The organism is Sphaerisporangium flaviroseum, assembly GCF_039537005.1.
Classification (GTDB): Bacteria; Actinomycetota; Actinomycetes; order Streptosporangiales; family Streptosporangiaceae; genus Sphaerisporangium; species Sphaerisporangium flaviroseum.
The window spans coordinates 58882-83577 of sequence record NZ_BAAAZR010000031.1 but is presented as its reverse complement, the minus strand read 5'-3'; the positions used below and the strand labels follow the sequence as shown (position 1 = coordinate 83577).

The 24696-nt window shown below is 67.1% G+C and carries 27 protein-coding genes and 1 pseudogene; 18 read left to right on the top strand and 10 right to left on the bottom strand.

Going from position 1 to position 24696, the window contains the following annotated elements; genetic code table 11:
• Nucleotides 1-31: 31 nt before the first annotated feature.
• The gene (locus tag ABD810_RS30525) at nucleotides 32-511 is read left to right on the top strand and encodes a hypothetical protein (RefSeq protein WP_344948291.1); all 480 of its coding nucleotides are present in this window, start codon (nucleotides 32-34) and stop codon (nucleotides 509-511) included.
• A gap of 71 nt (nucleotides 512-582) precedes the next feature.
• Here ABD810_RS30525 and ABD810_RS30520 read toward each other — a convergent pair.
• From ABD810_RS30520 to ABD810_RS30500, 5 genes and pseudogenes are all read right to left on the bottom strand, one after another.
• Nucleotides 583-1032 (bottom strand): annotated as a pseudogene (locus ABD810_RS30520) (tyrosine-type recombinase/integrase); the annotation flags it as partial.
• A gap of 217 nt (nucleotides 1033-1249) precedes the next feature.
• Nucleotides 1250-1705: a hypothetical protein gene (locus ABD810_RS30515; protein WP_344948287.1), complete on the bottom strand. Its 456-nt coding sequence runs from the start codon at nucleotides 1703-1705 to the stop codon at nucleotides 1250-1252.
• The gene (locus ABD810_RS30510) at nucleotides 1702-3801 is read right to left on the bottom strand and encodes a hypothetical protein (protein WP_344948282.1); all 2100 of its coding nucleotides are present in this window, start codon (nucleotides 3799-3801) and stop codon (nucleotides 1702-1704) included. Before ABD810_RS30510 ends, ABD810_RS30515 begins: the two co-directional genes overlap by 4 nt.
• A 371-nt stretch (nucleotides 3802-4172) precedes the next feature.
• Complete coding sequence (locus ABD810_RS30505) at nucleotides 4173-4748, bottom strand: ImmA/IrrE family metallo-endopeptidase (protein WP_344948279.1); 576 nt, start codon at nucleotides 4746-4748, stop codon at nucleotides 4173-4175.
• Nucleotides 4749-4778: 30 nt separating this feature from the next.
• The gene (locus ABD810_RS30500) at nucleotides 4779-5156 is read right to left on the bottom strand and encodes a helix-turn-helix domain-containing protein (RefSeq protein ID WP_344948277.1); all 378 of its coding nucleotides are present in this window, start codon (nucleotides 5154-5156) and stop codon (nucleotides 4779-4781) included.
• 136 nt (nucleotides 5157-5292) lie between these two features.
• Between ABD810_RS30500 and ABD810_RS30495 the strand changes: the two genes are divergently transcribed.
• The 4 genes from ABD810_RS30495 to ABD810_RS30480 all read left to right on the top strand — a co-directional run bounded on the left by ABD810_RS30495 (nucleotide 5293) and on the right by ABD810_RS30480 (nucleotide 7594).
• Nucleotides 5293-5553, top strand: a complete 261-nt coding sequence (locus ABD810_RS30495; RefSeq protein ID WP_344948274.1) for a multiubiquitin domain-containing protein — start codon at nucleotides 5293-5295, stop codon at nucleotides 5551-5553.
• A complete protein-coding gene (locus ABD810_RS30490; protein WP_344948272.1) occupies nucleotides 5528-6697 on the top strand; it encodes a ThiF family adenylyltransferase in 1170 nt (389 codons plus the stop codon). Before ABD810_RS30495 ends, ABD810_RS30490 begins: the two co-directional genes overlap by 26 nt.
• Entirely contained in the window at nucleotides 6694-7086 is a 393-nt protein-coding gene (locus ABD810_RS30485; protein ID WP_344948269.1) for a ubiquitination-like system serine protease family protein, read from the top strand. The genes ABD810_RS30490 and ABD810_RS30485 overlap by 4 nt, the downstream gene beginning before the upstream one ends.
• 361 nt (nucleotides 7087-7447) lie before the next feature.
• Nucleotides 7448-7594, top strand: coding sequence for a hypothetical protein (locus ABD810_RS30480; RefSeq protein WP_344948265.1), 147 nt, complete (start codon nucleotides 7448-7450; stop codon nucleotides 7592-7594).
• A 475-nt stretch (nucleotides 7595-8069) separates the two neighbouring features.
• Here ABD810_RS30480 and ABD810_RS30475 read toward each other — a convergent pair whose 3' ends face one another.
• On the bottom strand, nucleotides 8070-9113 hold the full coding sequence (locus ABD810_RS30475) for a hypothetical protein (RefSeq protein WP_344948262.1): 1044 nt from the start codon (nucleotides 9111-9113) through the stop codon (nucleotides 8070-8072).
• On the bottom strand, nucleotides 9110-9460 hold the full coding sequence (locus tag ABD810_RS30470) for a hypothetical protein (protein ID WP_344948258.1): 351 nt from the start codon (nucleotides 9458-9460) through the stop codon (nucleotides 9110-9112). The genes ABD810_RS30475 and ABD810_RS30470 overlap by 4 nt, the downstream gene beginning before the upstream one ends.
• A gap of 2137 nt (nucleotides 9461-11597) precedes the next feature.
• On the opposite strand from ABD810_RS30470, the gene ABD810_RS30465 reads away from it, so the two are divergent.
• From ABD810_RS30465 to ABD810_RS30445, 5 genes are all read left to right on the top strand, one after another.
• A complete protein-coding gene (locus tag ABD810_RS30465; RefSeq protein WP_344948256.1) occupies nucleotides 11598-11747 on the top strand; it encodes a hypothetical protein in 150 nt (49 codons plus the stop codon).
• 631 nt (nucleotides 11748-12378) lie between these two features.
• A complete protein-coding gene (locus ABD810_RS30460; RefSeq protein ID WP_344948254.1) occupies nucleotides 12379-12588 on the top strand; it encodes a hypothetical protein in 210 nt (69 codons plus the stop codon).
• A 256-nt stretch (nucleotides 12589-12844) separates the two neighbouring features.
• A complete protein-coding gene (locus ABD810_RS30455) occupies nucleotides 12845-13426 on the top strand; it encodes a nuclease-related domain-containing protein (protein WP_344948251.1) in 582 nt (193 codons plus the stop codon).
• A 211-nt stretch (nucleotides 13427-13637) separates the two neighbouring features.
• Nucleotides 13638-15059, top strand: a complete 1422-nt coding sequence (locus ABD810_RS30450) for a helix-turn-helix transcriptional regulator (protein WP_344948249.1) — start codon at nucleotides 13638-13640, stop codon at nucleotides 15057-15059.
• A 35-nt stretch (nucleotides 15060-15094) separates the two neighbouring features.
• Nucleotides 15095-15373 carry a hypothetical protein gene (locus ABD810_RS30445; protein WP_344948246.1) on the top strand — a complete coding sequence of 93 codons (279 nt, stop codon included), beginning with the start codon at nucleotides 15095-15097 and terminating at the stop codon, nucleotides 15371-15373.
• 47 nt (nucleotides 15374-15420) lie between these two features.
• Here ABD810_RS30445 and ABD810_RS30440 read toward each other — a convergent pair whose 3' ends face one another.
• Both ABD810_RS30440 and ABD810_RS30435 read right to left on the bottom strand, forming a co-directional pair.
• Nucleotides 15421-16029 carry a toll/interleukin-1 receptor domain-containing protein gene (locus ABD810_RS30440; protein ID WP_344948243.1) on the bottom strand — a complete coding sequence of 203 codons (609 nt, stop codon included), beginning with the start codon at nucleotides 16027-16029 and terminating at the stop codon, nucleotides 15421-15423.
• A gap of 344 nt (nucleotides 16030-16373) precedes the next feature.
• The gene (locus tag ABD810_RS30435; RefSeq protein WP_344948240.1) at nucleotides 16374-16556 is read right to left on the bottom strand and encodes a hypothetical protein; all 183 of its coding nucleotides are present in this window, start codon (nucleotides 16554-16556) and stop codon (nucleotides 16374-16376) included.
• Nucleotides 16557-16816: 260 nt separating this feature from the next.
• Between ABD810_RS30435 and ABD810_RS30430 the strand changes: the two genes are divergently transcribed.
• The 6 genes from ABD810_RS30430 (at nucleotide 16817) to ABD810_RS30405 (ending at nucleotide 21454) form a co-directional block, all read left to right on the top strand.
• On the top strand, nucleotides 16817-17770 hold the full coding sequence (locus tag ABD810_RS30430; protein ID WP_344948238.1) for a hypothetical protein: 954 nt from the start codon (nucleotides 16817-16819) through the stop codon (nucleotides 17768-17770).
• A 116-nt stretch (nucleotides 17771-17886) separates the two neighbouring features.
• Nucleotides 17887-18534, top strand: a complete 648-nt coding sequence (locus tag ABD810_RS30425; protein WP_344948235.1) for a hypothetical protein — start codon at nucleotides 17887-17889, stop codon at nucleotides 18532-18534.
• Between the two features lie 53 nt (nucleotides 18535-18587).
• Complete coding sequence (locus tag ABD810_RS30420) at nucleotides 18588-19064, top strand: hypothetical protein (RefSeq protein ID WP_344948233.1); 477 nt, start codon at nucleotides 18588-18590, stop codon at nucleotides 19062-19064.
• A 172-nt stretch (nucleotides 19065-19236) separates the two neighbouring features.
• The gene (locus ABD810_RS30415) at nucleotides 19237-20523 is read left to right on the top strand and encodes an AlbA family DNA-binding domain-containing protein (protein ID WP_344948230.1); all 1287 of its coding nucleotides are present in this window, start codon (nucleotides 19237-19239) and stop codon (nucleotides 20521-20523) included.
• 380 nt (nucleotides 20524-20903) lie between these two features.
• Complete coding sequence (locus ABD810_RS30410; protein ID WP_344948227.1) at nucleotides 20904-21209, top strand: DUF6247 family protein; 306 nt, start codon at nucleotides 20904-20906, stop codon at nucleotides 21207-21209.
• Nucleotides 21206-21454, top strand: coding sequence for a hypothetical protein (locus ABD810_RS30405; protein ID WP_344948225.1), 249 nt, complete (start codon nucleotides 21206-21208; stop codon nucleotides 21452-21454). The genes ABD810_RS30410 and ABD810_RS30405 overlap by 4 nt, the downstream gene beginning before the upstream one ends.
• Nucleotides 21455-21787: 333 nt before the next feature.
• Here the strand turns inward: ABD810_RS30405 and ABD810_RS30400 are convergent, their stop codons facing one another.
• A complete protein-coding gene (locus ABD810_RS30400) occupies nucleotides 21788-21955 on the bottom strand; it encodes a hypothetical protein (protein WP_344948223.1) in 168 nt (55 codons plus the stop codon).
• 450 nt (nucleotides 21956-22405) lie between these two features.
• Here ABD810_RS30400 and ABD810_RS30395 point away from each other — a divergent pair, with 450 nt between their 5' ends.
• Both ABD810_RS30395 and ABD810_RS30390 read left to right on the top strand, forming a co-directional pair.
• Nucleotides 22406-22783 carry a hypothetical protein gene (locus ABD810_RS30395; RefSeq protein WP_344948220.1) on the top strand — a complete coding sequence of 126 codons (378 nt, stop codon included), beginning with the start codon at nucleotides 22406-22408 and terminating at the stop codon, nucleotides 22781-22783.
• Nucleotides 22776-24674 (top strand): hypothetical protein, encoded by a 1899-nt coding sequence (locus ABD810_RS30390; protein ID WP_344948217.1) that lies wholly within the window; start codon nucleotides 22776-22778, stop codon nucleotides 24672-24674. The genes ABD810_RS30395 and ABD810_RS30390 overlap by 8 nt, the downstream gene beginning before the upstream one ends.
• Nucleotides 24675-24696: the final 22 nt, after the last annotated feature.

The following is a 24696-nucleotide window of genomic DNA, read 5'->3' as shown; positions in this document are numbered from 1 at the left end:
GAAGTTCGCGCAGAGTCGAAAGGACGCCCTCGTGGCCGACTGGCACACCCGTCACCAGGCAGGTGACCTGCATGAACAACGTGTCATCCGCGAACTGGAGCGCCGCGGCTGGACAACTCATCGCTGTGGCCAAGGCACCTTCCCCCCGACCATCCAGAAGGCTCTCAGTCGCACCGAATCCTCATTACGCCGCTTCCCCGACCTGATCGCCGCCCGCGGCACCAGTCTCGTCACGATCGACGCCAAGACCCGCCTTCCCAGCACCCACACCGACCGCTACGCGGTGTCTCGGGCCTGCCTCACCGCCGGGATGCAGTTTCTCGGCATGAACACTCCCGTCCCCCTCTTCTACGTCTTCGGCGACCTGGGCGTCCTCACCCCCACCGAGATCACGCACTACGCCGCCATCGGTCACCAACCGCCCGGCGGCTCCTACTACCTGGTCAGCACTCGCCTTGCGCACCCTTTCGACGAGGTCTTCGGTCTGCCCGCCGCGTCCATGACCGCCTAACCTTCACCAAGATGCCGGGGACCGGGCCAAAACCGGTCGGTGTTGTCCTGTGCAGGAGGACTTTTCCGGGTTCAGCGGCGGCGGGCGGCCGGATCATGTCCGGCCTGCCAGCGGGCCAGCGCCTCGGGAGAGACCCGGGCGTAGCGGGCCAGCGAGGCGACCGAGGTGTGCCCGGAGTAGGCAAGCAGGGTCGAGGTGTTGGCGCCGTCTTCTGCGGCGTGGGTGAGCGCACTGTGGCTCAGCTGGTGCAGCGTACATGGCCCACCGGGCAGCTCAGCGGTGGCCTGCTCGAACAGCTCGGCGGCGCGGCGGTAAGACAGCCGGGCCCGGCCGGAGCCGGGATCGACGTCGGAAGGCGGCAACGCGACCCGGGCACGCCGGTCGGTGAGGAACACCGGGCCGGCGCGGCGCCCGTCCAGCAGGCGGGGCAGCAGCCGGGCAGTGGGCGTTTGCCAGACGATGACGTCGACCGCGCCGCCTTTACGCCGCACCTTGGCGCGGCGGTTGCGCTGGCCGAGGTCGGCGACGTCGAGGGCAGGGTCTCAACAAACGGTTCGGGGGCTGTTGAACCACTGAGGTTGCTGAAGGAGTTCTTGAAGGCGTTCGGGTCGTCTACCACGGCAAGGGCGGACCGCATCCTCGTCTCCGCCGCCGGATCACCGAGGTCCGCACCACGCGCCCGGAACTTTGCTGCGTAGGTCCGGCCGCCCGGTGAGGAGGTCAGCCAGAACACGAGGGTCAGGCCACCTGCTGACGGCCGACGAGCGGCAGCCACCCCGCTGAGGACGGCCAGGTGCGGTGCGGCATCTGGGTCCGCAGATCCAACGCCTCAGCGGCCCAGCCTTCGGCGGCTTTCAGAGCGGGACCGGGTATCTGGTCGTAGGCGGGGGCAACCCAGATCCAGTGGAAGGCCTTGCGCTTCCACGGCTCGGCCAAATGCATCCTGATCCGTCCGGTCACGCCCTGGGCGCCACACGCCTTGCCGAGCCACAGGATGCGGTGCTTGGCGTCGAGGGCGAGGTACAGGCCGGGAGAATAGGCCTGAACGCTGTCGACCCGGGACCAGAACGGCTCGCCGCTGCTGTAGCAGCCCAAGGCGTGCGTCAGGAGCGGGACGTGATGCCGCTGCAGGACCGGCCCCGGCGCCGAAGCGTCGGAGTACAGGGCGTGAGCCGACGGCACGATGCCGCTCATTTGGTGTCCTGCGTGAAGGGAAAGTCGTCGATGTCGCCGACCGTGGCGTCGGTGTCGGTCGGCCGATACCGCAGCAGCTTCAGCCCTCGGCCGGCGTCCTTCACGATGTCCTGCAGATCCTCGAGCTCGTCCTGCCAGCCTTCCCGATCCTCGGCCGTCATCTCCCGGCCCTCCCCGACGAGGGGCACCATGGCCGTGAAATGCGCGGCGACAGCGTTCGCGGCCCGCTTCGCGCTCTCGATCAGGCCGACCGTGTTCTGGAGCTTGGTGGTCCACTGCTCGCTGGGCGACAGCTGGGACGGTATGCCCAGCCCGCCGCCGGGCCCGCTGGTCTCCAACGGCCAATGGCTGGTGAACCACTCCGAGTCGGCCGCCTTCGTCTCGGTGGTCACCACCTCCCCGTCCAGCACGCGGCGCAGACGGCCTTCAGATGCGCCCGGCCGCGGCGCGGCCGGGCGGCCAGCGCGTACCTGGAGCACCTCGGCGAACGTGTCGATGGCCTCGACGAACATCCTGATCCCGTCGCCGGTGATGCGGGCTGCAGCGAGCTTGGTCAACGGCGTGCGCCGGTCGCCGGTGGACCCGTAGGGACCGAGGAGCACCTTGCCGTTGACCAGACCCGGAACCGCGGCATGCGCCAACTCGGCACGAGCCTCGTCGCGGATCGGGCTGGGCTCGGCGGACATCGCGGCGGCGATCAGGTCGGCGGCCGACAGGCCGGTGGTGGGAATGCCCTGCCGGACCATCCGCGGATGGGGGGTGTCCATCGCGGCCGCCGGGAGATCGACTCCGCCGACCGCAGCGGTGAGCAGGGCGCTGCGGATCTCGGCCCTGGCCAGCGCATGCTTGGCGGTCAGGTGGGCCGGCGACGGCTCCACGAGCACCTTGGTCGTCCTGCGCAGGTCGGGGATGTTGTCGGGGAAGGCCACCCGGTCGACCAACCGGACCAGCGCCACCACGGCCTCACGCGGCTCGGCGTGAAGACATGCGGCAGGCGTCGCGCCGGACAGGACCGCGTGTTCCAGGTCCGTGATCGCGTCGGCGGCATACGCGGCGTCGGCCAGCTTGCGGCCGGACGCCATGGCCTGGTTGGCGCCGGTGAAGTCCAGCGGGCCCCGCAGGTGGGTGCGCAGGTTGGTCGAGGCCAGCGCTGCGTCGAAGTCCGGCCGGTTCTCGTCGGCCGGGACATATCCGATCACGAATGCGGCGTCGGTGATCGCGACCTGGCTCGCGGCGTTGGCGGCCTCCGCGAACCGGCGATTCTGCATCGCCTCCGCGGCCTTGTTCGGATCGTCGGCCGGGATCTCGATGCTCTCGGGATCGACGCCGAAGAACTCGTTGAGCTTCACGGTGTACCGGTCCCGCCAGTCAGCCGGGTCCCGCCAGCGCTGGTCCTCGGGCCCGCCGAAGATCTGCTGAGGCAGGCCGAGCAGTCCGACCGCGGGGTGGAGGCCGTACAGGTCGTGGCGGTGCCGGGTGCGGTTGGAGCCTGCCGTGGCGGCGGAGGTGTCCCACACCTGGTCGCCGACGCGGTAGCGCACGATGTGGTAGGTGGCCCGCTCGGACTGGCCGGAGACCTGAAGGTCGGCCTTCAGGTCGTACTTGCGGGCCTTCTCGGCCGCGTTCAGCCTGCCCTCGACGAAGGTCAGGTGGTCCATGAGCGCCTGCTCGGACTCGAACTCGACCTCCAGCGCCGCGAGCTGGCGGCCGTCCGGCGCCGTGATCGCCACGACGCGCGGCGTGGCCACGTCGACGGCCTGGGCCACGTCGTAGGCGAAGCGGATGTTGAACTGGTTGATCGCGCTGGCCAGACCAGACTGCTTGGCGATCAGCTGGTAGAGGGTCCCGTGCTCGGTCGTCACCTCACGGACGGCGTTGGGCTTGAAGCCCTTGACCACGATGCCGGTGTTCTTGCTGCCGCTGGATTCGATCAGGGGCTTGATGTTGGTGATGTCGGTGGCCAGGCGCTCCAGGGCGCTCTGGTCGAGAGTGCACCGGGGGTCTTCCAGGCCTGCCTGGACGAACTGGGCCCGGTACTCGGGCTCGTCGAGGTAGGGGAAGGGCCCGGTCGGGCGGTTGGGACGACGCGGTGACATACCGCACCTCTGCTTTCGGCCGCAGGGACGGCAGACTTCCGCTGCCCGCCCTGGAGGACAAGGATGCGGAGTGGGTCCGCCTCCCGTCGTGCAGAGGCCGGTGCCGCCGCCGTACCACCTCCCCGCCATGGCAGGGCACTGGGCCGTTGCGACCACCTTGGACAGATCGCCGTACCGGGCCGCCGCAAGCTCCTCAAGGGGAACCGCGACATCTGGCCACCCCGAACCGATTCGGTCCACTGGGGCTGGTGCGGGTCACCGACATCGGTGCGCTCCAAGGGCCACCCTAGGGGACACGGGCGACAATCTCCCGGTGTTCGATGTCCGCCAGCCGCGCCGGTCCACTCGGCGCTTGGGCAGAACCGGACCGGTCACCGGGCGGTGGACTTGTTGAGGTTCGACCGTCCGAAGTTGTATTTGCGTTCGGCGTGTTGTGCTCGCACGCGCTGGCCGTACATCTGCTTCTGGGCGAACTGCGGGCTGACGTCGTAGGCCGCCGCGACGCGCGCGTTGTCCCAGCCGTCGAAGGCCATGCGCGAGGTCGCGGCGAGCGGGATCAGGAGTTCGCCGGCCATGAAGTCGGCTTCCTTCTCCTGTTTCTCGTCGAACTGGCGCTTGTGGTCCTCCCCGAGGATCACGTTGTCGAAGGGGTGCTCCAGCAGGAAGTGGCCGAGCTCGTGCGCGATGTTGGACCTACGGCGGACGCGGGCGTGGGACTCGTTCTCGACGATGACACGTGCGCTTCCCAGAGGGACCAGGGCCGCAGACCACGCGGCCGAGTTGTCCATGGTGAAGTGGCCGAAGGCTTTCTGGCTCATGCCGCCGGCGAGCAGGTCCCCGAGCTTGAAGGCGAGAATTCCGTGAGCGTCGGCCAGCGCGTACGGATCGAACGGATCAATCGCCCCCAGCCCGAGCTCCCCCCGCTCTTCGAGCACAACCTCGCGCATTCGCGCCTGCGTCCACCCGCCTCGGGGCATTCAGCCCTCCCGATCGTCTCGTTCTGTCTGGAAGAGCCGGGCCGCGGCGCCGATGACCTCTTCGAGATACGCCACATCTTTTTCTGAGAGGTCCCGGCGAGCTCGCAGGTGCGGGACGAGCGAGGCGACGAGCTCGGGCTCCTCGGCGCCCGGCTGCATCGGGTTCACGTAGAAGGACTCAGCCGGCATCCGCAACCAGGTCGTCATCGCGGCGAACGCCGTGACGTCCGGCTTCAACCCGTTGGCCATGCGGGAGATCGTCGAGGCGGACACGCCGACCTCCTTGGCCAACTGCCGCCAAGACAAGCCGTCCTTGACGCGCGCGGCGTCCAAGGCCGCGTGCAGCGCCTTGACGTCGACCCCAGGGCTCTCGCTCATCCCGGCTGCCCCTGACTTCTCCCAATGCTCCACATGTCGCTCACCCCTGCTACAGTAGCAGTGCTCGAAATTTCGAGCATTGGCTAACATCTGACGCAGATGCGTTCCGTTCCTCTATGCGCCGCAGGAGAAGCACATGTCACAAGACGTCCACGGGCCCCCGCCCGTCACCATCATCGTCAACACCCGCTCGCACCGCTGGAGGGACAAGGAGATCTCCTTCGAGGAGGTCGTCCAGCTCGCCTACCCAGGCCAGCCGCAGACCGACCAGGACACCTACACCGTCCGCTACAGCCGCGGGCACGACGGGCACGGGTCGGGCAGCCTGACCGCCGCCCACAGCGTGAAGGTGAAGAACGGAATGGTCTTCGATGTCGTCCGTACTTCTCGTTCGTGACGCGGATCTGTCCCGCCTGCTCGACGACGGCTATGACGTCGTGGTGCAAGCGGGGCACCTAATCGTCCGGCACATCCCCTACGTTACCGGGGCGCGGACCGTGGAATACGGGTTCCTGGCCTACCCGGTCACCGTCAGCGGCGACCAGGTCGTCTCCGACACCGACCACCGCATCTGGTTCGGCGGCTCGGCGCCGTGCGACGAGCACGGCCGCCGGCTCCCGATGGTCAATGACGAGGTCCGCGTGATCGCCGACGGTGTCCAAGCCGACTTCATGCTGTCGTCCAAGCCGGCGCCGTCCGGCTACTCCGACCAGTACGCGAAGGTCACCGCCTACGCCCGGATGATCGCCGACCAGGCCCAAGCGCTCAACCCGGCGGTCACCGCCACCCCTGGCGCGGCCTGGCAGGACGTCGAGGCCGACTCGCCGTTCGCCTACCGCGACACCGCCACCTCGCGGGCCGGGCTCGCGGCCGTCCACCGCCGCTTCCGCGGCCACCGCATCGCGATCATCGGGCTCGGCGGCACCGGCAGCTACATTCTGGACCAGATCGCCAAAACCGAGGTCGACTCGATCCTGCTCATCGACGGTGATTGCCTCGATAACCACAATGCCTTTCGGGCGCCCGGCGCGGCGTCCCTGGAAGTGCTGCGCGAACGCCCGAACAAGGCCGCCCACTTCGCCTCGGTCTACTCCCAGATGCACCGCGGCATCACCGCCTACGAGCACTACCTCGACGAGGACACCCTCGAGGTCCTGTCCGGGGCGACCTTCGTGTTCCTGGCCTCCGACGACGCGCTGAGCAAGCAGCCGATCATGGACTGGCTGGAAGCCTACGACGTGCCCTTCATCGACGTCGGGCTGGGCGTTGAGGAGATCGATGGCAAGCTGACCGGCCTCCTGCGGGTCTCCACCAGCCTGCCCGGACGCCGCGCCCAGGCCCGTCACAGGATCCCGGCCCCGGCCCCCGAGCGCGACGACTACGGCCGCAACATCCAGACCGCCGACCTGAACGCCCTCAACGCGCTCCTGGCGGTCGACCGGTGGAAGCGCTACCTGGGCGTCTACGCCGACGCGACCGACGAGACCTTCGCCACCTACTCGCTGGTCACCAACGAGATCGCCAACGAGGACCTCCCGTGACCGCCACCGCGTTCCTGCGCCCCGAATTCGTTGAGAGCTTCCCGCCCGAGCTCGAGCCGAGAGTGCTCTACGTATCGATCCCCTACGCGACCTGCGGGCACCTGTGCGTCTGCGGGTGCGGGCACGAGATCGTCACGCCGCTGTCCCCGGCACAGTGGACCCTCACCTACAACGGCAGGGACGTCTCCCTGTCGCCCTCGATCGGCAACTGGGGGCTGCCCTGCCGCTCTCACTACTGGATCAGAGAAGGCGCCGTACGGTGGTGCCGCCGCTTCACTGCACGCGAGATCGCCGACAACCGGGAACGGGACCGAAGAGACCTGCAGGAACACCACGCAGACACCGCGCCCGGGCCGATCGCGAGGCTGTACCGCCGTCTCGGGCTCTGACCTCCGCCGGGCGGCGGACCAGCCTTCAGGACGTCCCACGACGACGGCCCGCGGTCCGCATCCTGTGCCGGGAGGCCCGCCCGAAATGTCCGCAGCCCCAAAGTGACTCCTGATCGCGCTGTGGCCCCCTTCGGCAGCCGAAATTGGCCGGGTTGCCATCGGGCTACTGTTGCTCCGCATGACACACGCTGAGATCGAGATCAGCGCCGAGGCGACTAGAACCCCGCCCAGTGGAAGCCCCCGCTGCGGTCTTACTGGTGCACCTACGCCCGGGCATGGACCGACGTGAAGCACCACTACGGGCCACCATCACCGCGGCCGAGAAGAGCGCGCTCGACGGGATGCTCGACACCTGGCACCCGTGACGATGCGACGAGAGTCCGATGTCGAAGCCGGCCTCGACGGGGTCATGACCGACGAGGTCGGCGTCATCACCGGCGATCTGACAGTGGCCACCGAGGGCGAAGGCAACCAGGCCACCATCCGGGTCCAGTACACCGGAGCGTAGGAGTAGTACACGGTGGCTGGCGGACCGCTGACCATCGCGGCCAGCAACGCCGAGTGGCTCCATGCGGCCATGGTCCGCGCAGTGCAACACGGCCTTCCGGAAGGGCTCGCTGGGTTCGAGATCACCTGACACGGCGGCGCCCCGGCACCCTGTCACGGGGCGGTCGCATCGCGGACCGACGAGCTTCGTCGTGGTGGTGCCGACGAGCTTCGTCGTGGTGGTGCCGACGAGCTTCGTGAGCCTAACTGACCGGGAGCTGCACACGAGTTTTCGGACCGGGTCAACGCGCCGCTCGCCGTACTGCGGGAGCGTGTGGGCAGGTCCTCGCAGGCATCGTGGGGCTCGGGGTCATCGTCAACTTTGCGGCCCGCCCTTCTCCCCGAGCCAGCACCGAGCCCCGCTGAGAAGGCGCCCCGCCCCCGAGCTCCGCGGCGTGCACGAAGTCGGTGGCGGGGCGCCGGTCGGTGGGCTGCCGCTAGCTGCCGGTGCTCTCAACTCCTCGGATGATCGCGCGGCGGAGCTGTTTTTCCATGCTCCAGTGCCAGGCGTAGTGCCGGTCGGCGTTGACGACCCAGGCGCCGCAGTCCTCGCATTCGAAGCCCGCTGGGTCCCCGTCTCCGGCCTTAGGGGCGTGGTCGTGGGCGTCGCTACGCGAGGCGGCGGTGTTGTTCTCCTCCTCGGGCTTGGTCACCAGATTGATGACCGGGACGACCGTGCTCGACTCAGTCGTGCCGGTGGTGGAAGACAGACCCAGGGGCGCGATCTCCTCGCGGGCCTGCACCCACAGCGGCCGCCAGAAGCCGTCGATATCGGCGTTTTTGTCGAACTCCCACAGCAGCTCCTCCACCAACGTCCACGACGGTGGACGTCCGGTGGACCCGGACATGGCCTTGGAGATCGACGCGCTGGACACGGCGCCGTCGACGCCCCTGTTGATCAGGGCACGCTGGAGCTTGCGCAGCGGCGGCTCCCCGGCCTGACGCCAGGCCAACTTCAGCTCGTCGGCCAGGCGCCGCGTGGCCGTGGGCGGCTCGGCTGGAATCCGTCTGGGCCGCGCCGGCCGCACACGCTCCGGCGTGGGGGTGCCCGGCGTGACGCGCTGCGTCGTGAGCGTCGATGTGCTGCGCACGTGCTCGCCGCCGATATCTTGCTCGGTCGACCATGGCTTGACCTGGACCGGGATTTCGGGCGTCCAGTCGAGCAAGTGCTTCACGATGGCGCTCGCATGGCGCGTCGGTATCAAGCCCGCAGTCTCGTCGTCCAGCTCCTTGACTGCGGCGTGCGGCCGCGTGGACACCAGGTTGTTGACCTGGTCGAAGGTCTGAAGGGAGACGAAGAAGATGCCTTTGGCGTGCCCGTCGCGCATGGCGTTGCACAGGTCCTTGGCCTCTTTCAACCCCCAGGACGGGCCGCCGTGGCGCACGGCCTTGATGGCGTGGATCTGCCGCTGCTCCTTGATGTAGACGTAGGCCTCGCGCAGCTCGTGCCTGGCGAGTGAGGTCGTGTAGAGGGTGATCACGCGATGACCTCCCCCTGAACGGAGGACGGCTGCTGGTCTTTGCTGGGCTGGGTCGCCGGCAGCTGCTCGGCGACTCCCTGCTTGACCCAGGACAGCACCGTGCGGGCCACCAGGGAGCGCGCGGTGAAGGCCAGATGCGGCACGCCGGTGAGTACCACGCGGGTGACGTAGGCGGCTACCAGGACGGCGCTGGTGGAGCCGGCCAGCGACTCCCACAGCGGGTGACCCAGGAACATCAGGTAGCCGGTGAAGCCCACGTGGGCCAGCAGCGCCAGGCCGAAGGTCAGCCCGTGAGTGGGGTGGGCGCGGGCGCCGGCGACGTTGCCGGCGTTGATCGGGTGTGACACCGAAGGTACCTCTCTGCGAAGGCCGAGGAGGCGCGCGACGCTCGCGTGCGCATACATGGGGAGCACGTGTGCTCGCGCTCGCGTCGCACTCCTCCTTGACCTGTGGTCCAGGCGGGGGCCCGCGCACAGGGTGTACGCGGGTCAGCTCGGCGAGTGGGCGTTTTGTATTGCTTTGACTGGCATCGCAGCAACAGTGCCCACATACAGAGCGAGGTTCTGCTCGGGCCTTCGCAGAATGCGCGGTCGGCCGTCACGGAACCCTTGGTAAAACAATTACACCACGATCGGCCCTTGACAAGCCTCCAGGCCGGATGATCTTCCGACGGGCGGAGGCAACCAGACCGATGATCTTTCCGAATCGATAGATGTAACCGGTTAAACAGGTTTTGAATCTAAGGGTCACCTAACCTTCCTTCCGTCCCTCGCGAATAGCGTTGAGGAAAGCGGCAGAACAAAAGAATAAGAAATGGCTCGCGAATCCTTATGGGCGCGAATAATTAGTTTAATCCGTAGGCTGGGCCGTCGATTCAGGCGAGCAGGGATCGAGGGCATTTGGGCCAGAAAACAAAGAGGCCCTCCGTGCCAGCGGAGAGCCTCTTCTTTATCTCCGAATGCCCGCCTGGACCAACAGATCGGTGCTTTCGGAAGTGTGCAGGTTTTGGGAATTGCTCAGATCAGGGGGCAAGCATCCGCGGTTGCCTCCCGCGGAGCGGTAGCTGCGGCCCGCCTGTCGCGGAGCTGCGCAGGGCAGAACCTGGCCCTGACAGGGATCCTGCAGGCTCATGGCATGCAGGAATGCTACTGCGACCCCGCAGCACAAGCCGTGCAGGCGCGCTCGCTTGTCGGCAGGCGATCGGGGTCGGCGTCCAAAGAGGCGGCTGGAGGCCAGCCAGCGCCGCTGCGCGCGGCGAGGGAACGGTAGGGGCCAGTCGGGCCGCCAATGTTAGCAAGGACCGGCTAGTCGACCATGCACCGACCGCAACGCCCAGCGGCAACGCCATGACTCGTTCCATCAGGCTGTGTCTCCGTTCACTCGGCCAGGCCGGGGAGACAGGGCGTTGAGCAGCGCGAACCTGGTGCTAGGCAACGGCATCCAGACTGTGCGAGTCTCAGGCCAGTTGACTGCCTCGTGATGGCGGCCGCGAACGAACCAGCTAGTCAAGACGCGGATTGCGGTAGCAGTGTGCCCTGAAGCCGCAATCATCGATGCTGCGACAGCGAGGACGGCAGCCACGATCAGCGTTGTTGCCTCGCTCAAATCCGCAGGCAGGAGCTGCCGTGAGGGTGGATCATCCATCGGCTTCTCCCTTCGAGCCGGCGTCAGGGTGGGGGAGGCAAGCGCAAGCATGGCGGGGGCTTGTCCACCAAAGATTGCCTCCTGGACTGACTTTGCGGCCAGCTCTGGAATGGCACAAGCCTTCGCAGTGAAACTAGGCAAGACGAAACGAAATGCTTTGTAGTTGAAACGAAACTGAACAACATGAGCAGCGACACGAAACAAGACAAGCGCCAACATTGTCGTGGAAGCACCGCGACTGCTTGCGATCAGCTACCCAGGACTCGGATGGCAGGCCCCTATGTCCTTCTCTGGACACACTCACCGATGAGCTCCCCGGTTGCGCGGACCGCGAGCAGATGGTTCGAGTAGTAGCAATAAATCGGCGAGAAATGAAGTCCATGAAGACCGCCAACGCATTATTGGGGGCGATTATTGGAATGCATTTGTCGTCGAGTTCATATTGCATTCTCAATGTTGCGTCGAAATAGAATAAGGGCATAGCTGTCTGTGTGCGGCATTGGGAGCGGATCGTCGACCAATCCGTGTTCTCTCGCGAGAAAATCGGGGTTGTTAGCAAGATCGGGGCGTCTCCCGGCTCGGTGCCGTGCTGGCCGTGGAAGGAGGCCCGCTGCGATCACGGGACGGGGTGCCGATGCGGGATCACATGAGGGTGAGGCCTACCTGTGATGACTTGGCTCCGCTGTCGCAGTGAGGCCAGGCGCTGCCCGGGCCTGGGCGGGTGAGGATGCCGCCCACGCGGAAGGTTGCCAGCAGCGCGACAGCAGCACGCCCTTCAGCCCCGGCGCCGGTCCGGGATCTGGCCCACCGTGAAAGCATCCCCACCGTGAAGGGAGAGTCATGGCTACCCGCGGTCCTCTGCTCGCTCCCCAGTGGGCCGAGACCACCACTACCGTGGAGATCAAGGCGATGACCGTCAACAGCAAGCAAGTCACCCTCGCGATCCTCCGCCAGCGCTACGACGAACCGCTGTACGACTCCTGCACCTAAAGGCGTTCGGGACACCGTGGTGCCGGGTCAACTACCGCCCGGCCGGTGTGAGCGCGAGCAGATCCTCCATGAGCACGCCGCCAAGGACATGACGCTCGCCGCCAGACCCCGTGGGTCGCTGAACCGGCCCGCACAGGCCGGGCATCGAAGAGGATGATCCGATGACCTCCCCCATCCCCCAGGCGTTCCTCTCTCAGCACGCCACCCCCCCCGCCGGTGGGGGTGTGCGGAACCGGTAGAGCAGCAGCGGGAGGTCGGCGGCCGCGGTGGCCCGGGCGGTGGCCTGCTGCCGATGAGCACGCGCAAGACGAGTCCCGCGACGGGGCCAGTAGGCCCGGGACACCTCACGCGCCGACGACCACCGCGGTGCTTGACGAAAACCCAGCTACGAGATCACCTCGTTCATGAACGTGGCGGTCCCCACGAAGGCGGTGGCCCCGCACAGGATCGCGGTAGGCCAGCTCTTACCCTCCTTGAGGACCAGGGTGACAGGCGCTACCGCGGCGCCTACGACCTCGTGTCGTGGATCTCCGCTGACCAGACCTCCCAGAGTATGACAGGTACTTAGCTCACGCAATCTCAGACTCCGGTGGCACTGGTTGCCATCCATGTCTTTGAGCAGGAGAAATGCGTGAGCAAGTTCCACCAGCGGGCCATTTGGCTCGCGATCATGACGCTAGTGTCGGCGTTCGTCGCCATCTGCGCCGTCGGCCTGGCGATGCTGTTGAAGCAGTCGCCGGAGTACCTTCCGGCTTGGGGTGGCGGCAGTTTCGCGGCGACGATGGGGCTCCTGTTCGGCGCCGCCCACTTCATCGGGAGCGGTGGACGAGATGACGAGTAGCGCTCGCCGTGCTCTTAGCAGTAGGTGAGTCGCCCCGTACGTCTCGCATGCCACGCGAAGCGAGACGTACGGGGCACGAGCGGCCTTCGCGCTGTCGGTGGGCCGTCATACCGTGAGGACGCGCGCACGTGGCGTGTCTCCCTCGTCAGGGGCCAGCGCCTCGGCTCACGCCCGGTACCGCGCCGAGTGGCAGGCTGGCCGTACCCGGCGCCTCTGCTCGACTGGCGGGCCGGCCTTGGTCGCCGCGGTGGTGGCGGTGGTTGCCGACACCGTGCAGCGGTGGCGCCGACATGAGGCGGTGCGCAGCTGGCGCAAGGGTGCTGCCGGCGAACGGCGGACCGCTCGCGCGCTGCGTCGCCTGGAGCGCGCCGGCCACCTGGTCCTGCATGACCGCGCGCTGCCCCGCGGTAAGGCGAACGTGGATCATCTGGTCATCGGCCCGGCGGGCGTCTTCGTGGTGGACACCAAGAACTGGAACCGGGCCGGCGGATCACCAAGCGGGGCCGTGGCGTCAAGGCGTCCTTTTCCCGAACGTGACCCCAGCCGCCCTCTAATGGTGAGGTCCTGTTCGCGGAAGTGCTGGACTGGGACGACCTGCCCGATCGACCCACTTTGGGGCTGGGGTCACGTTCGGGAGGAGGGCGCCGATGGGGAGATCGAGGTGGACGGTTTCGGGTTCTTCGGCACGATCTCGGCGCGGGACCAGGCCGGCGCGCAGGAGGCGGCGGCCGCCGCCATCACCGCGCTCACCGGCCGGACGGTGACCGGCTGGGACCGCGACAACTGGAGCCGCTCCATCTACGGCGAGTCCTCCTGGTACCCCTGCCTGTCCCGCTGAGCATGATGCCGACGGTCAAAAGGAACGCTGGGCGGTATCTGCGTTGCGCGCGGTGTAGTCCACTGCCACCAGCGCGATCAGCCCGGTGGCGATCGTCAGCGCCCTGCGCTGTACCGAGTAACAGCGCTGTAGTCATATAGCCATCAGCGCTGTAGTAATCCATCGACTACGCTGTAACTATCTACAGCGTACACGTCCAGCGGGAGTCGTAATGCCACAGCACAAGCTCCAGCCCGTCGCCAATGGGCTGAGAACCGACCACCCCATCCCCGACTTACCCTTCGTCGACGACGCGCATATCCCCATCGATGACCCGCGCGCCGTGGAGGCGATCGGCCGCCGCCACGGCACGGGCACCTGGGGACGCCACGACAGAACCCGCGATGGCGGCTGGGTCACCTTCACCACCGACCCTGTCCGCAAAGATCTCGCCTGGCTGATCCGCTGGCACCCCGAGCACGGCCGGTCCGTCATCCTCTACCGCGACGCCGACGTCGCCAGCGCCCACACTGACTACCAGGACACCGCTCAACTGTTCCGCTCCGGCGGCTACTGGTGGGACGGCACCACCTGGTATCGCCCATCCCAGATCTTCGACTGGGCCAGCGAGGAATACATGCGCCGTCGCGTCCCTGCCGCGACCAACGTGACCGCCGCAGACCTCCTGGAGGGTGGCGACGCCGATTCCGGCGCCGGGCGCATCCTCGACATCGACCAGGTCGACGTCGACACCCCTTGCCAGGGCCGCTGGCTGGACGACCTCGCCACCTGGGCTGCCCACCGCCAGACACCCTCCGCCGCGCTCAGCGTGGTGAAGCTTTCCGCACCCGAACTCACCGCCGACCAACTCCTCAGCCTCACCCAGATGGCCCAGATCGCCGGCGTCGCCCCTTCCACCCTGCGCGCTTACGTCTCCCGCGGCGAAGGAGACGTGCCCCAGCCCCAGGCCACCGTCAGCGGCCGCAACGTCTGGGCCCGCCCGGTGGCCGAGGAATGGGTCGAACGCCGTCATCGCTCCCCCGAAAGCCTCGACCAGGCCGTCTCGGCCAAGGCAGGTTCCGCCTCGCTGCCCATCGGCGTGGCCGAACTGTGGACCAGGTTCACCGGTATCTTCACCTCGGCCCTGTGGGAGAACCCCGACCGGCGCAAACGCTGGGCGCTGCGCTGGCGCACCCAGCACGCAGTCGGACAGATCGCCGAGGAACTCGGCTGGGACGTCGCCGCCAACCTCGACGCGATCATTCCCGCTGAGGACCTGGCCAGCACTATCCGCCACGCCGTCCTGGACGAGTTCGCCACCGGACAGCAGCTTCATCGCGACATTTACGAAAGCGACCGCGAGCGCGCAGCTGCCGCCGGAAAACCGGAGCCCATCTATGAAGACACGGCCTTCTACGGCATCGTGCCCCACGTAGCCCGCATGATCGACTGGCTGATCCGCCACCACCCCTCCACCGCCGCCCACACCATCAGCGAGATCATCGGCGAGGCGGAACGCCGGCTCAGGATCGCCCGAGATGTGACCGAGAGTTCCCTGGCCACCGCTCTGGCCCTCGACGGAAAGCTTGACGAGAAGACCCGGGAGGACTTCCTGAAACGTGTTTTCACCCCAGCCTCACCGAGCGAGGACTGAGAGGCCTGCGCCACAGCCAGGAGACCATCCGCCGCGTGCTCAAAGGGCTGGTCATCCCGCAACGCTGCGAGACGGCGTATGCCGTCTACGCCCCGCTCTGCGTCCTGGACGGCGTCGATCCAGACGCGCTGTACTGGGATGCCGACGAGGGCGAGGAGACAACCCACCAGGCTCTCTTCAAGCGGTTGTGGAGCGCGGCATTCGATGATGTCTCAGATCTGCCATCCCCCATTTTGCGTACCAAGATGCGGCCGCGGGATCCGTATGTCGACCCAGCCATGGGTTTTGATCTTGAGATCGAGCCGCCGTTCTGAGACATGTCTGCCCGCGCGCATGTTCCCTCAGAGCACGGGCGAGGCGTTCAGGCCGGCCAGCTACAGCGTTGACAACAGATTCCGTAGTACTCGTCACCGCGTTCGTCGTCGGTGGCATGGGTGATTCTCAGTTCGTCGGACTCGGCCCCGCACTTCGGGCAGCCCATGTAGGCCATGCCATCCGGGGTGGTCGCAAAGGTGACGCCGCTCCACTCAAGGGACTTAGAGATCGCCTTGACGTAGGCAGCGCGCGAGCTCATGCCCAGGATGGAGCGGACGACGGTCTCTGTGGAGCCTGAGGTCCCTCCGGTTGCGCGGGCGTCCAGTCCTAGCCACAGCAGCCCGTCCAGCATGGTCGGTAGCTCAGTGTCGTCGATGCGCACCGGGACGACTTTGACCGAACCGTTCTTGAGGTGGCGATTCAGCGCGGTCTCCCACTCGGTGGCCACCCACCTGGACGCGGCTGCGTTGGCCGACCAGACCACCACGACCTTCTCGGCCACAGTCAGCGCCTCGTTGACCTTGCCTACCACCGAGTCTCCCGGTTCCAACCGCCACTCGTCGAACCAGACTTCAGCGCCGGCCAGTTCCAGTTGCGTGGCCAACTCACGCACGTGAGGCTTGTCGCGGTGGTTGTGCGACATGAATATCTTCATGACGTGCAGCGCTCCTCGCCTGCGGCCACTGTCACCCGGTGGCTCCCATAGCGGAGGATGCTAAGCCCCGGCAAGACAGTCAGGTGGGCGGAAGCGTGAAACGGTGCGCATCCTGGGGCGTATGCCGCTCGGGAAGGCGCTCCATGCCGAGGCCGACGCGCGGATCCTGCTCGTGCTTGGCGGCGAACGCCCAGAGACTTGGTTCCCGCGATGGTCGGGTCCGTCTCAAACAGGCACCTCGCAGAACGGGCCCGCCTACGACGGCCCGGCGGGCCAAGTCGCTCCCGACGGCGGATGAGCGATCGGCCGTGGCCCAGGGCGCCCTTAAGGCGCCCTGGGCCTGGCTACCCCTCGTCCTTCTCCCAGCCCAGCCGGGGACCGATCAGCGTCTTCGTCAGGCCCTCTCGCAACTCCGCTGCGTGGTCCCGGAAGGTCAGCAGCAGCCGCGCCAGATCGTGGCGGCGCACTCGGACGGTGTCGGTCTCGGCGTCGTAGCCGTGCGGGCGGTCGCTGGTCGTTTTCGGCATGAGGCGTGCCTCTCTTGTCGGCGATGGCGGCCGCAGGCCCTGCGCGCCGAAGCCGGCGGGATGCTTCGGCATCTTGTCCGGCAGGTGAGGTTCTCGTCGACCAACTCGCCGTCGTAAGTCTGGTCGCCGACCTGCTGGCGAGGCCGACGTCAAGTTGGCCACCGGAGCAATCATCCCGACGTCCGTCCACTGGCCTGGCCAACCGTTCGGACATGACAGCCGTCCATCAAAGCACCCCACCACCTACGCGCGAGGCAGACATGGCTTACTCCGCCGCTCGGCTCGAGCTGGAAAGCGCCTTCGAAAGGTACCTGCTTGATGCTGTCGCGCCTGCGGCCGCTCCTTCGAGCGGCGTCCAGATCGTCGACTACCGAGAGCTAGAACGCACGACGCCGCGGATCCACGCTGTAGTTGGTGCCGCGCCCGTCAGGGCGACGTGGTCCATCGGAGGCGCCTCGACGAGTGTGGACATCACGCCGCTGGTCTTCGGCGCTGCTTGGAAGATCTTGGACCTGGTGGTCGACGCGATAGTAGGCACGCTACAGAACGGTGACCCGCTCCCCATCTCCTCCAAGCACAGGCAGGCGCTCGTCGGCAACGGTCCCGCTCGTCCCAAGCCTTTCGGTAACAACCCGGAGTTGTGGAAACGCTACATGCGCCTGTACGCCAACGCGATGGATCTCCGGCACTCGGTGGTGCATCGAGAACTCATCGTGCGTCCCAGCGGTGACTTGGAAGCCACTGCGAGCCGAAATCAGGCCGCCCCTCCCACCGTCATGTCCGTGCAGGAGCTCAACTTCTTCTTCCGGGCCGTCCAGGGGTTCTACAGCGCGCTGATCAGCGAGAAGTTGATCACCCGCGAGCGGGACCATCTGTGCTACCTGGTGAACCGGCTTCAAGGCCACCATGGGCTGGGTCAGCTTCCCGAACGAGAGATCACTCGGGATGTGCTGATACTCGCCAAGCCGGTAGCCCTGCCGTCAGGCTCATTCGAGTTCGATGCCCGCCCGCTCCTGGCCGAGGCATACACCAGATGGCCAACGGGGGCGGTCAATGTGATGATCTTCATGCCGGACGGTGCGGTCCTCGGCGGCCCGTTGGAAGACGCACCGGCCGATCAGCCCGCTTCCATCCGATCGGACTATCGAAGCAAGTGGCTGCAGGTCTTGCCGGAAGAGGTGTGGCGCCCCTGGGCGAGATTCGGGCAATCGTAGTCGACAGCAGCGCGGGATTCGATCTCTCCCTGACCTACCGTGCAGCCCGGGACGGCGAGTCCGCCATCCAAGCTCCAGGCACTACCCCCCAACCAACGCCACGAAGGAGCCCTCACGTGCCCGACCCCCGTACCTACAGCCAAGGCACCAGGGCCGCCCTCTTCTACAACAGCGGTGGGCTGTGCTACTGGCCCGGCTGCCCTGAGCCGGTCCTGCTACATCGGGACGGCCGGTGGCTCGTGCTGGTCGACATCGCCCACATCAGCGCCGCTACACGGGGCGGCCCGCGCTACGACGCGGCTATGACCGATGACGAGCGCCGCGCCGAGTCCAATCTGATCCTGCTGTGTGATGAGCACCACCAGCTGGTCGACGAACAGCCGCGGCACTACACCGCCGAAAGGTTGCGCCGATGGAAGGTCCAGCGGGAGGCGGACCCGCGCCAGGCGCTCGAGCGGCTGCGAGAGGTGACGCCGGCGAGTCTGAAACAGCTGGTCGCCGAGAGCCTCGAAGAGCACGACGCCAAGATGCTGGAAGTACTGGACCGGCTGGAGCACGCCGACCACGAGGCTGCCACCTTGATGCGTGGCCTGCTGGATGAGCTGACCGAGGCCTACAGTCGCCTGGGACGCAGGGTGGACGGCGACGCGATCGCTGAACTTAGCATCGCCACTCACCGCCTGGAACGGATGCAGAACACTCTCGATGCCTTCATCGAGGCGACCTCTACCCTGCGGATGAACCGCTTGCTGGGCGAGTTCTGATGTCTCACGCCGTTTCCCCTTGAGCGGCCTGGGCGCGGCCCTACGATCCGGCCATGTCGCAGTACAGGCGTCCCGCCCGGTTCCCCGGCCGGGAGAAGGAACAGTGGGTCAGCATCCGGTTCGCCAGCAACATCGTGCGGTTCTACGACGAAGACCGGTGGCGCATGGGATGCGTCCTGCGGGCCAAGGCCAACAACATCGCCTTCCACGAGGGCCAGGTCATCGTGCGCAACGGCACCGAGGAGATCGGCCGCTACCCCGCCGACCAGCTGGTCAGCATGGATATCTGGTACGGCCACGCAGGCGAAGACCCTGCCTACCGGGTTGCCGACATCCGAGAACACCATCCCACTGCCTACCGGCGGTGGACCGAGGAGGAAGAGCAGCACCTGCGCCGGCGTCACGCCGAAGGTGCCACCCTCGACGAGCTCGCCGCCGAGTCCGGCCGCCAGCCGTCAGCGATCTCCTCGCGCCTGGGTATCTGGCGGTCCTTCGGCTCGCCCGACGAAGCGGATTGGCCATTGGGCTGAAGCGGCGCAGCGAGCGGACAGGGTGGCGGTGATTCCCGCGCGGCGGCTGCGTCATCGGCCGGTGTGGGCGGCTGTCGGCTGGTGTCGGCTGGCGTCGCCGCCACCCCGAATTCGTTTCACACAATGCTAATTATGTGAGCCAGGAGTGTTTAGGCGGCGATACGCTGCACAAATGCCGGTTCTATGGTCAGGGATTCATGCGGCACTCGGTGAGCCCCCAGGCGAACTCACCTTCGCCATGGTCAAGGCCGCCGTGGACCAGAGGATTACAGAGACCGAGGACCTTGACTGGAAAGGCATCCTCCCTACCAAGGAGGAAGAGAGCCTCCACGAGTTCGCCAAGGACGTCGCGGCCATGGCCAACACCCGCGGTGGCTTGCTCGTCTACGGTGTTGAGGAAGAACGCGGCAAAGGCCGGGCGAAGGCGATCGCCAGCGTTGACATCTCCGAAGGTGCTCAGCGGCGCCTGCGGAAATTGGCTGTCAACCGGGTCCACCCCAGGGTCGTCGGCCTTGACACCATCCCTTTGGCCAGTGACGACGGCTCGGAGACCGTGCTGGCCCTTTCGGTGCCGCGCAGCCCCGACGCACCACACATCATCGGCCAAGGCGAAAAGCTCGGTATCCCGTACCGCCACGGCCCGGAAACCGAATGGATGCGCGAACGCGACCTCGAACGCGCCTACTCTGACCGATTCGCCGCTCGCGCTGACGAACGGACCCGGCTCAGCACGCTCCTCTCGGAGACCTCCGACCAACTCGACCTGGGAAGGGCCGCCTGGATCGTTGGTGTTGCCGCTCCGCGTACACCGCTGCCCACCGTGGCAGGCCCACTGCCTCGCGCCGAGGTACCCCGGGTCCTGGAGTCGGTGCTGTCCCGGACCAAAGAGATAGCCCCGAGTACGAGCAGCCACCGGTATTGGCTGGTGCGCGAGTTCGACCAGGCGGCGTTAAACCCCCGTGTCGGCCTGCGCCGCTGGATCGTCGAGACCAACCCCACCGATGACCCTGATCGCCGGTGCGATTTCGTGCGGGTTGAGTTGCACCATGACGGGTCGGTCGTTCTCGCGGCGGCGCTGGAGGGGTGGTACGGATCACGTGTCGAGGGCAGCAACTTCGTGCCCACACCCGTAGTCGAATCTTTCGCCGCCGACTTCATAGCACTGGCCGAGACGTACGCCCGACATCTCGGCTCCCAGAACGCCCTGGCCGCCCGAGTCGATCTCGTTCGCGACGACGTCGCCGGTTGGCCATTCACAGCGATCAGCGACCGCCTAATTCAAGGCCATTCGACCGGACAGTACCGGCCGCCCCACGGAGCACGGACCGTGCGCCGATTCCAGCCGCTGGCAACCGAGATCCCTTCAGCGGCCGCCGTCGATACCCTCCGAGCCGTCGCTCGCGGCCTGGCTGAGGATGTCCTGCATCAGTTCGGCGTCGCGAACCTCGCGTTCCTGTGAGCGATTGAGATCAACGGCCAGCACCGCTCCCGCGCGATGCTCGAGGCCGGGGTGTGCCGCACCGTCACCGTCGACTGGATCTACCCCCGGACACCAGCGCAACAAGCGGTAGACGGAAGATGGCCGACAAGTTCACCTTGGCCGAGGTCGATCCTGACGAGTACGCCGACGCGTTGCGAGAAGGCGGAGCCGGGAACGATGAGATCAGATGGGCGAAGTTAGGTGTGGCTGCCACCGCCTGCGCCGCCGATCGTCACTCGCACGCATCAAAGGCCGTTTCTCCCCACCGGGCGAGACGGCCGTTTCGCTGTCTGGGGAAGGATGGGGGAACACCGAACCAAGGCCTCAGGGCGAGCCGCTCCCCGAGGTACGCTCGCCCCATGACCGCTCAGCCCGTACACGATCCTCGCTACGACCCGCAGGCCATCCTGAAGGCCCTCCCAGAGGAGTACCGGCCGCTGTTCCTGGACCAATACCGCGAGGCCCTGGAGGCTGCGCGAGAGCCGGGTCAATACCATCGGCTGACCGAGGTCCTGCACCGGTGGTGGCTGAGCTCGATCGCCTACAGCGACCCCCGTCACGAGGCCGCGCTGCGCGAGATCCTCGACGGATCGGGCCAGCGGGTGCCCATCGAGGAGGCCATCCCCGACTGGGAGGAGCGCCTGGCGCAGGCTCGGCGCCGGTGAGCTATCGCGTCGAGCTGGGCGGCTTGGCCCTGGCCAAGATGAAGGGCTTTCCTGATGAGGCGCTGACCGCGCTGGTGGCGCGAACGGCCTACCTGGTCCGCGAGCCCTGGGACGCGCATGTGGTCGACCCCTCCCGTACCGACCTGCGCCAGACGACGTTCGGTGACGGCGTCGGCATCATGTGGTTCCGCGTCGATGAGGCCGCCGAGCTGATCACGATCTACGACCTGGTGTGGGCCGGCTAACCACACTTGCGCAGCAGGGTCACCGCGCCCCCGGCCGTGCCTTGCCGCCAGGGTGCCATTGCGGCGTCCAGTACGGGCACCGGCGAGCGCGGGTGGACGGCGAACCTCAGGCCCAGCGCCTGCTCACATGATTCCTGCAGCAGCCCCGCCCGCCTGGCTGACTTGGAAGAGGTGCCCTGCGACCGGGCCGGTTCCGACTATCAGCACTGCGTCTGCGGAGCAATTTCGAAACTTTCGGGGACACCCTTACGCGCGTGCCCGCGCGCGAGACAGCGGTAGAGGCCACCAGCTGCGGGTTCTGGGAGGCAGACCCGACGCGCTCTCCCACTGTCCCTATCGGGCCCACCGTTCGTGGGCGGACTGACGGCTAATACCGGCCGCTCCCCCGATGTCGACCCAGGAGTTGCCGGCCTCACGCGCCGCGCGTACAGCCGCAGTGAGCCGGGCCTGGGCGGCGCTGACCGCCTGGGCCTCGGCCTGGATGAGATCGAGCGCCTGCACCGCCGTTACCCGCCGCCCATTGAGTAAACGATCTTCCAGCGGTAAGCCGGGCCCATCCAACGGGCCCGGCTTGGAGGCGCAGAACAAGCATCTCGGAGCGGAGTACGCGCAAGGTGTGGACCTGACCGACAGGAATAAGCAACAAGAGTGCTAAGGATCTACGGCTTTGGTCGCAATACTTGGGCGCGAGTTCGCCGTGACGAATCCCTGTCGAGGCCACGTCCATGGAGGTGGCCCCGAGCACAAACGGCTCAGCCCAGCCGGGTCGTCTCGGCGGCCGGAAAATGGGGATGACCAGCCATTCTTCTACCACCTCCTGCGCGCATTTCGGACATGTACCGCGCCTGTAAACCTCGAGCTCTCCTGCCATGGCGCGCACGGTATTACTTTCACGGCTTAACGTCCCTGGGGGCCATCGACCGGAACGGACGGCCCCTAGCGTGGACGTCGGTGCAGGTGGACCTTGTGCTCGATGCTTTGCCCCACCAGCTGGCGCCCTTTGCGGGCTTTCAATACCACCTGCCGCCCAGCGGGAAAGCGCGTTATAACTGGCACATGATCTCTGCCGAACAGCCGTTGCCCACCTCTGGCGAGCTCGCCGATGCGGTCGCCATTGTCGCGTCCGACGGCATCTTCGCCCGCCCGATCCGTATCACCGGTGCCGGCGATACGGAAGCTTTCATCGTTTCTGCCGAACTCCTCGAGATCCTGCAGCGCGCGCTGGATCACTCCGCCACCGGCGAGCCTGAGCCGTCGCCGCAGGAACTCGTCGACTCTCTGGGCCTTGAGCTCGCCGCGGACGGCACGATCGGGGTGAGCCGTGGCTGAAGACGCCGACACCAACGTCCCACCCACCCGAGGACAACTCTCCGCCCAGGCCCGCCGCCTGGCAGCGGGTGCTCCGGCCACCGACAGCGGGCGAGCGGCCGGCGCCTGGGACAGCACCGACAATCCAGAACGAGCCTGGGCCGATGGGACACCCAACGTCTACAACCGGCCCGACCCGGCCACCTATGACGAGAACGCCCGAGACTTCGGCCCCCTGCAAAACCCCGCCTCGGCCGTGCGGGACGTGCGTCCCCCGCCGTCGCCACCGCCGCTTCCCCGTAGCGATCTGGTCTGGGAACCGGGCAGCTTAGGCGATCTCAACGCCCTGCCCGAAGCAGACCGGCAGCAGGCGATGTGGCGCATCCACAGCATGGTGTACGACCTGCCCGGCGCGCGCGGCACGCTCATCGGTGACCCCGGCAAGATCGGCGGAAGCTGGCTTGAAGCGCCGTTCGCTGTCCGGTCGCAAGGAGCCGCTGACCTGGAACGCGCGGCATTCGCCCGGCGGCTGCGCCTGTCGATGCCGCTGCAGGCGCGTAACGACATTGTGCCGCTCATCGGTGTCGAGGCCGAACTGCGGGCGCTGCCGACAGCCGAGCTCAAGCGGTCGGCGTTGACGGCCATCCAGGAGCTGGCCACCAACGGACCCGCGGTGAGTGATACGGAGTTCGAGGTGGCGGGGACTCAGCTGGACGACCTGCGGGCCCGTCGGCTGGGTGACAACCAGGCTCTGGTCTACCGGCATGTTGTCTCCCCCTGGGGGCAGGATCGGCCGGCGATCCAGCTGGTGGCGATATCCGAACGCCTGGACAGCGCCCTGGCCGACACCGCGGCGCAACGACTGAGCCGCCCTGAGGGGCGCGTGGTCTACCGGATCTTGAACGCTGACCGATCTCCGACCAGGCACCGCGCAATGCAGGTACTGACCGTCCAAGGACCCGCCCAGGTCGATGACGCGGCGGTCGCCGAGCGGGTCCAGGCGCTCAAGACCCGCACCCAGGCCGCCCCCCACCAGCAGGGCCAGAGAAGTCTGCGCTACTCGGTGGCCACGACGATCAACGGGAAGACCGTCGAAGGAGCCGACGTCGTACCGGTGGCGAGTCGGGTGGCCGCCATCCGCGATGGCCAGGCCGCTGCTGCACCGGCCCGCCCAGCCGCCTCTCCCAGGAGCTCGGCAGAGGCATTCGAAAGCGCGCTCGCCCGATGGCTGCCCAGCGAGCGCGCCTATGATCTGCGACTCTCCCGCGGCGTCCAAAACGACCTGCAGGCGCTTCCTGTCAACGTCAAAACCGCCGTAGCCCGGAATCTGGCCGATCTGACCGTCAACGGCCCACGAGACACCGACAGGCGCGCAACCTCGGCCGCACGCCCGGCGTCGACGCCCCGCGACGTCGATTTTCGAGGGTTTCGCCCCCGCTACGTCGGAGAGAACCCGCAGCAGCCCACCCACCAGATCATCTACCGTACGGTGCAGCCGCAGACCTACCGCCTGGTTGCGGGCCGGCGGATCCCCGACTCCCGGCCGATCATCCACATCGCCGCAGTCCTGCCCCACCCCGCCCCCAACGCAGCGCAGATCGTCGCCGATCGCAGTCGTATGCGCTCGGCCGCCTGGCAGGCCAACCTGCAAGGAACCAACCGCCAGATGACGATCGGACCGCACCTGCAGCCGGAAACACCCACCCGGGAGACCCGAGAAGGGGACGAGCAACTCGCCGAACGCGCAGATGAAAAGCGCGCCGAAGTCATGAAGACGAAGAGCCGGACATGGGCGGCTCAGCTGCGATCGGCGACCACCGATGGGCCGACTGGTCCGGCATCGTCGCAGCGTGCCAGCACCGCACAACCGGCACCGCCAAGACACCAGGCTCGAAACCCGCGCACCAGATAAGCGAACACGGCAGCACAAACGC

What these genes read in the sequence shown, in the direction of transcription:
- ABD810_RS30515 (WP_344948287.1), bottom strand. Translation starts at nt 1,705, where the DNA reads ATGAGCGGCATCGTGCCGTCGGCTCACGCCCTGTACTCCGACGCTTCG.
- ABD810_RS30510 (WP_344948282.1), bottom strand. Translation starts at nt 3,801, where the DNA reads ATGTCACCGCGTCGTCCCAACCGCCCGACCGGGCCCTTCCCCTACCTC.
- ABD810_RS30505 (WP_344948279.1), bottom strand. Translation starts at nt 4,748, where the DNA reads ATGCGCGAGGTTGTGCTCGAAGAGCGGGGGGAGCTCGGGCTGGGGGCG.
- ABD810_RS30500 (WP_344948277.1), bottom strand. Translation starts at nt 5,156, where the DNA reads ATGAGCGAGAGCCCTGGGGTCGACGTCAAGGCGCTGCACGCGGCCTTG.
- ABD810_RS30495 (WP_344948274.1), top strand. Translation starts at nt 5,293, where the DNA reads ATGTCACAAGACGTCCACGGGCCCCCGCCCGTCACCATCATCGTCAAC.
- ABD810_RS30490 (WP_344948272.1), top strand. Translation starts at nt 5,528, where the DNA reads ATGTCGTCCGTACTTCTCGTTCGTGACGCGGATCTGTCCCGCCTGCTC.
- ABD810_RS30465 (WP_344948256.1), top strand. Translation starts at nt 11,598, where the DNA reads ATGGCTACCCGCGGTCCTCTGCTCGCTCCCCAGTGGGCCGAGACCACC.
- ABD810_RS30450 (WP_344948249.1), top strand. Translation starts at nt 13,638, where the DNA reads ATGCCACAGCACAAGCTCCAGCCCGTCGCCAATGGGCTGAGAACCGAC.
- ABD810_RS30440 (WP_344948243.1), bottom strand. Translation starts at nt 16,029, where the DNA reads ATGAAGATATTCATGTCGCACAACCACCGCGACAAGCCTCACGTGCGT.
- ABD810_RS30435 (WP_344948240.1), bottom strand. Translation starts at nt 16,556, where the DNA reads ATGCCGAAAACGACCAGCGACCGCCCGCACGGCTACGACGCCGAGACC.
- ABD810_RS30430 (WP_344948238.1), top strand. Translation starts at nt 16,817, where the DNA reads ATGGCTTACTCCGCCGCTCGGCTCGAGCTGGAAAGCGCCTTCGAAAGG.
- ABD810_RS30420 (WP_344948233.1), top strand. Translation starts at nt 18,588, where the DNA reads ATGTCGCAGTACAGGCGTCCCGCCCGGTTCCCCGGCCGGGAGAAGGAA.
- ABD810_RS30415 (WP_344948230.1), top strand. Translation starts at nt 19,237, where the DNA reads ATGCCGGTTCTATGGTCAGGGATTCATGCGGCACTCGGTGAGCCCCCA.
- ABD810_RS30410 (WP_344948227.1), top strand. Translation starts at nt 20,904, where the DNA reads ATGACCGCTCAGCCCGTACACGATCCTCGCTACGACCCGCAGGCCATC.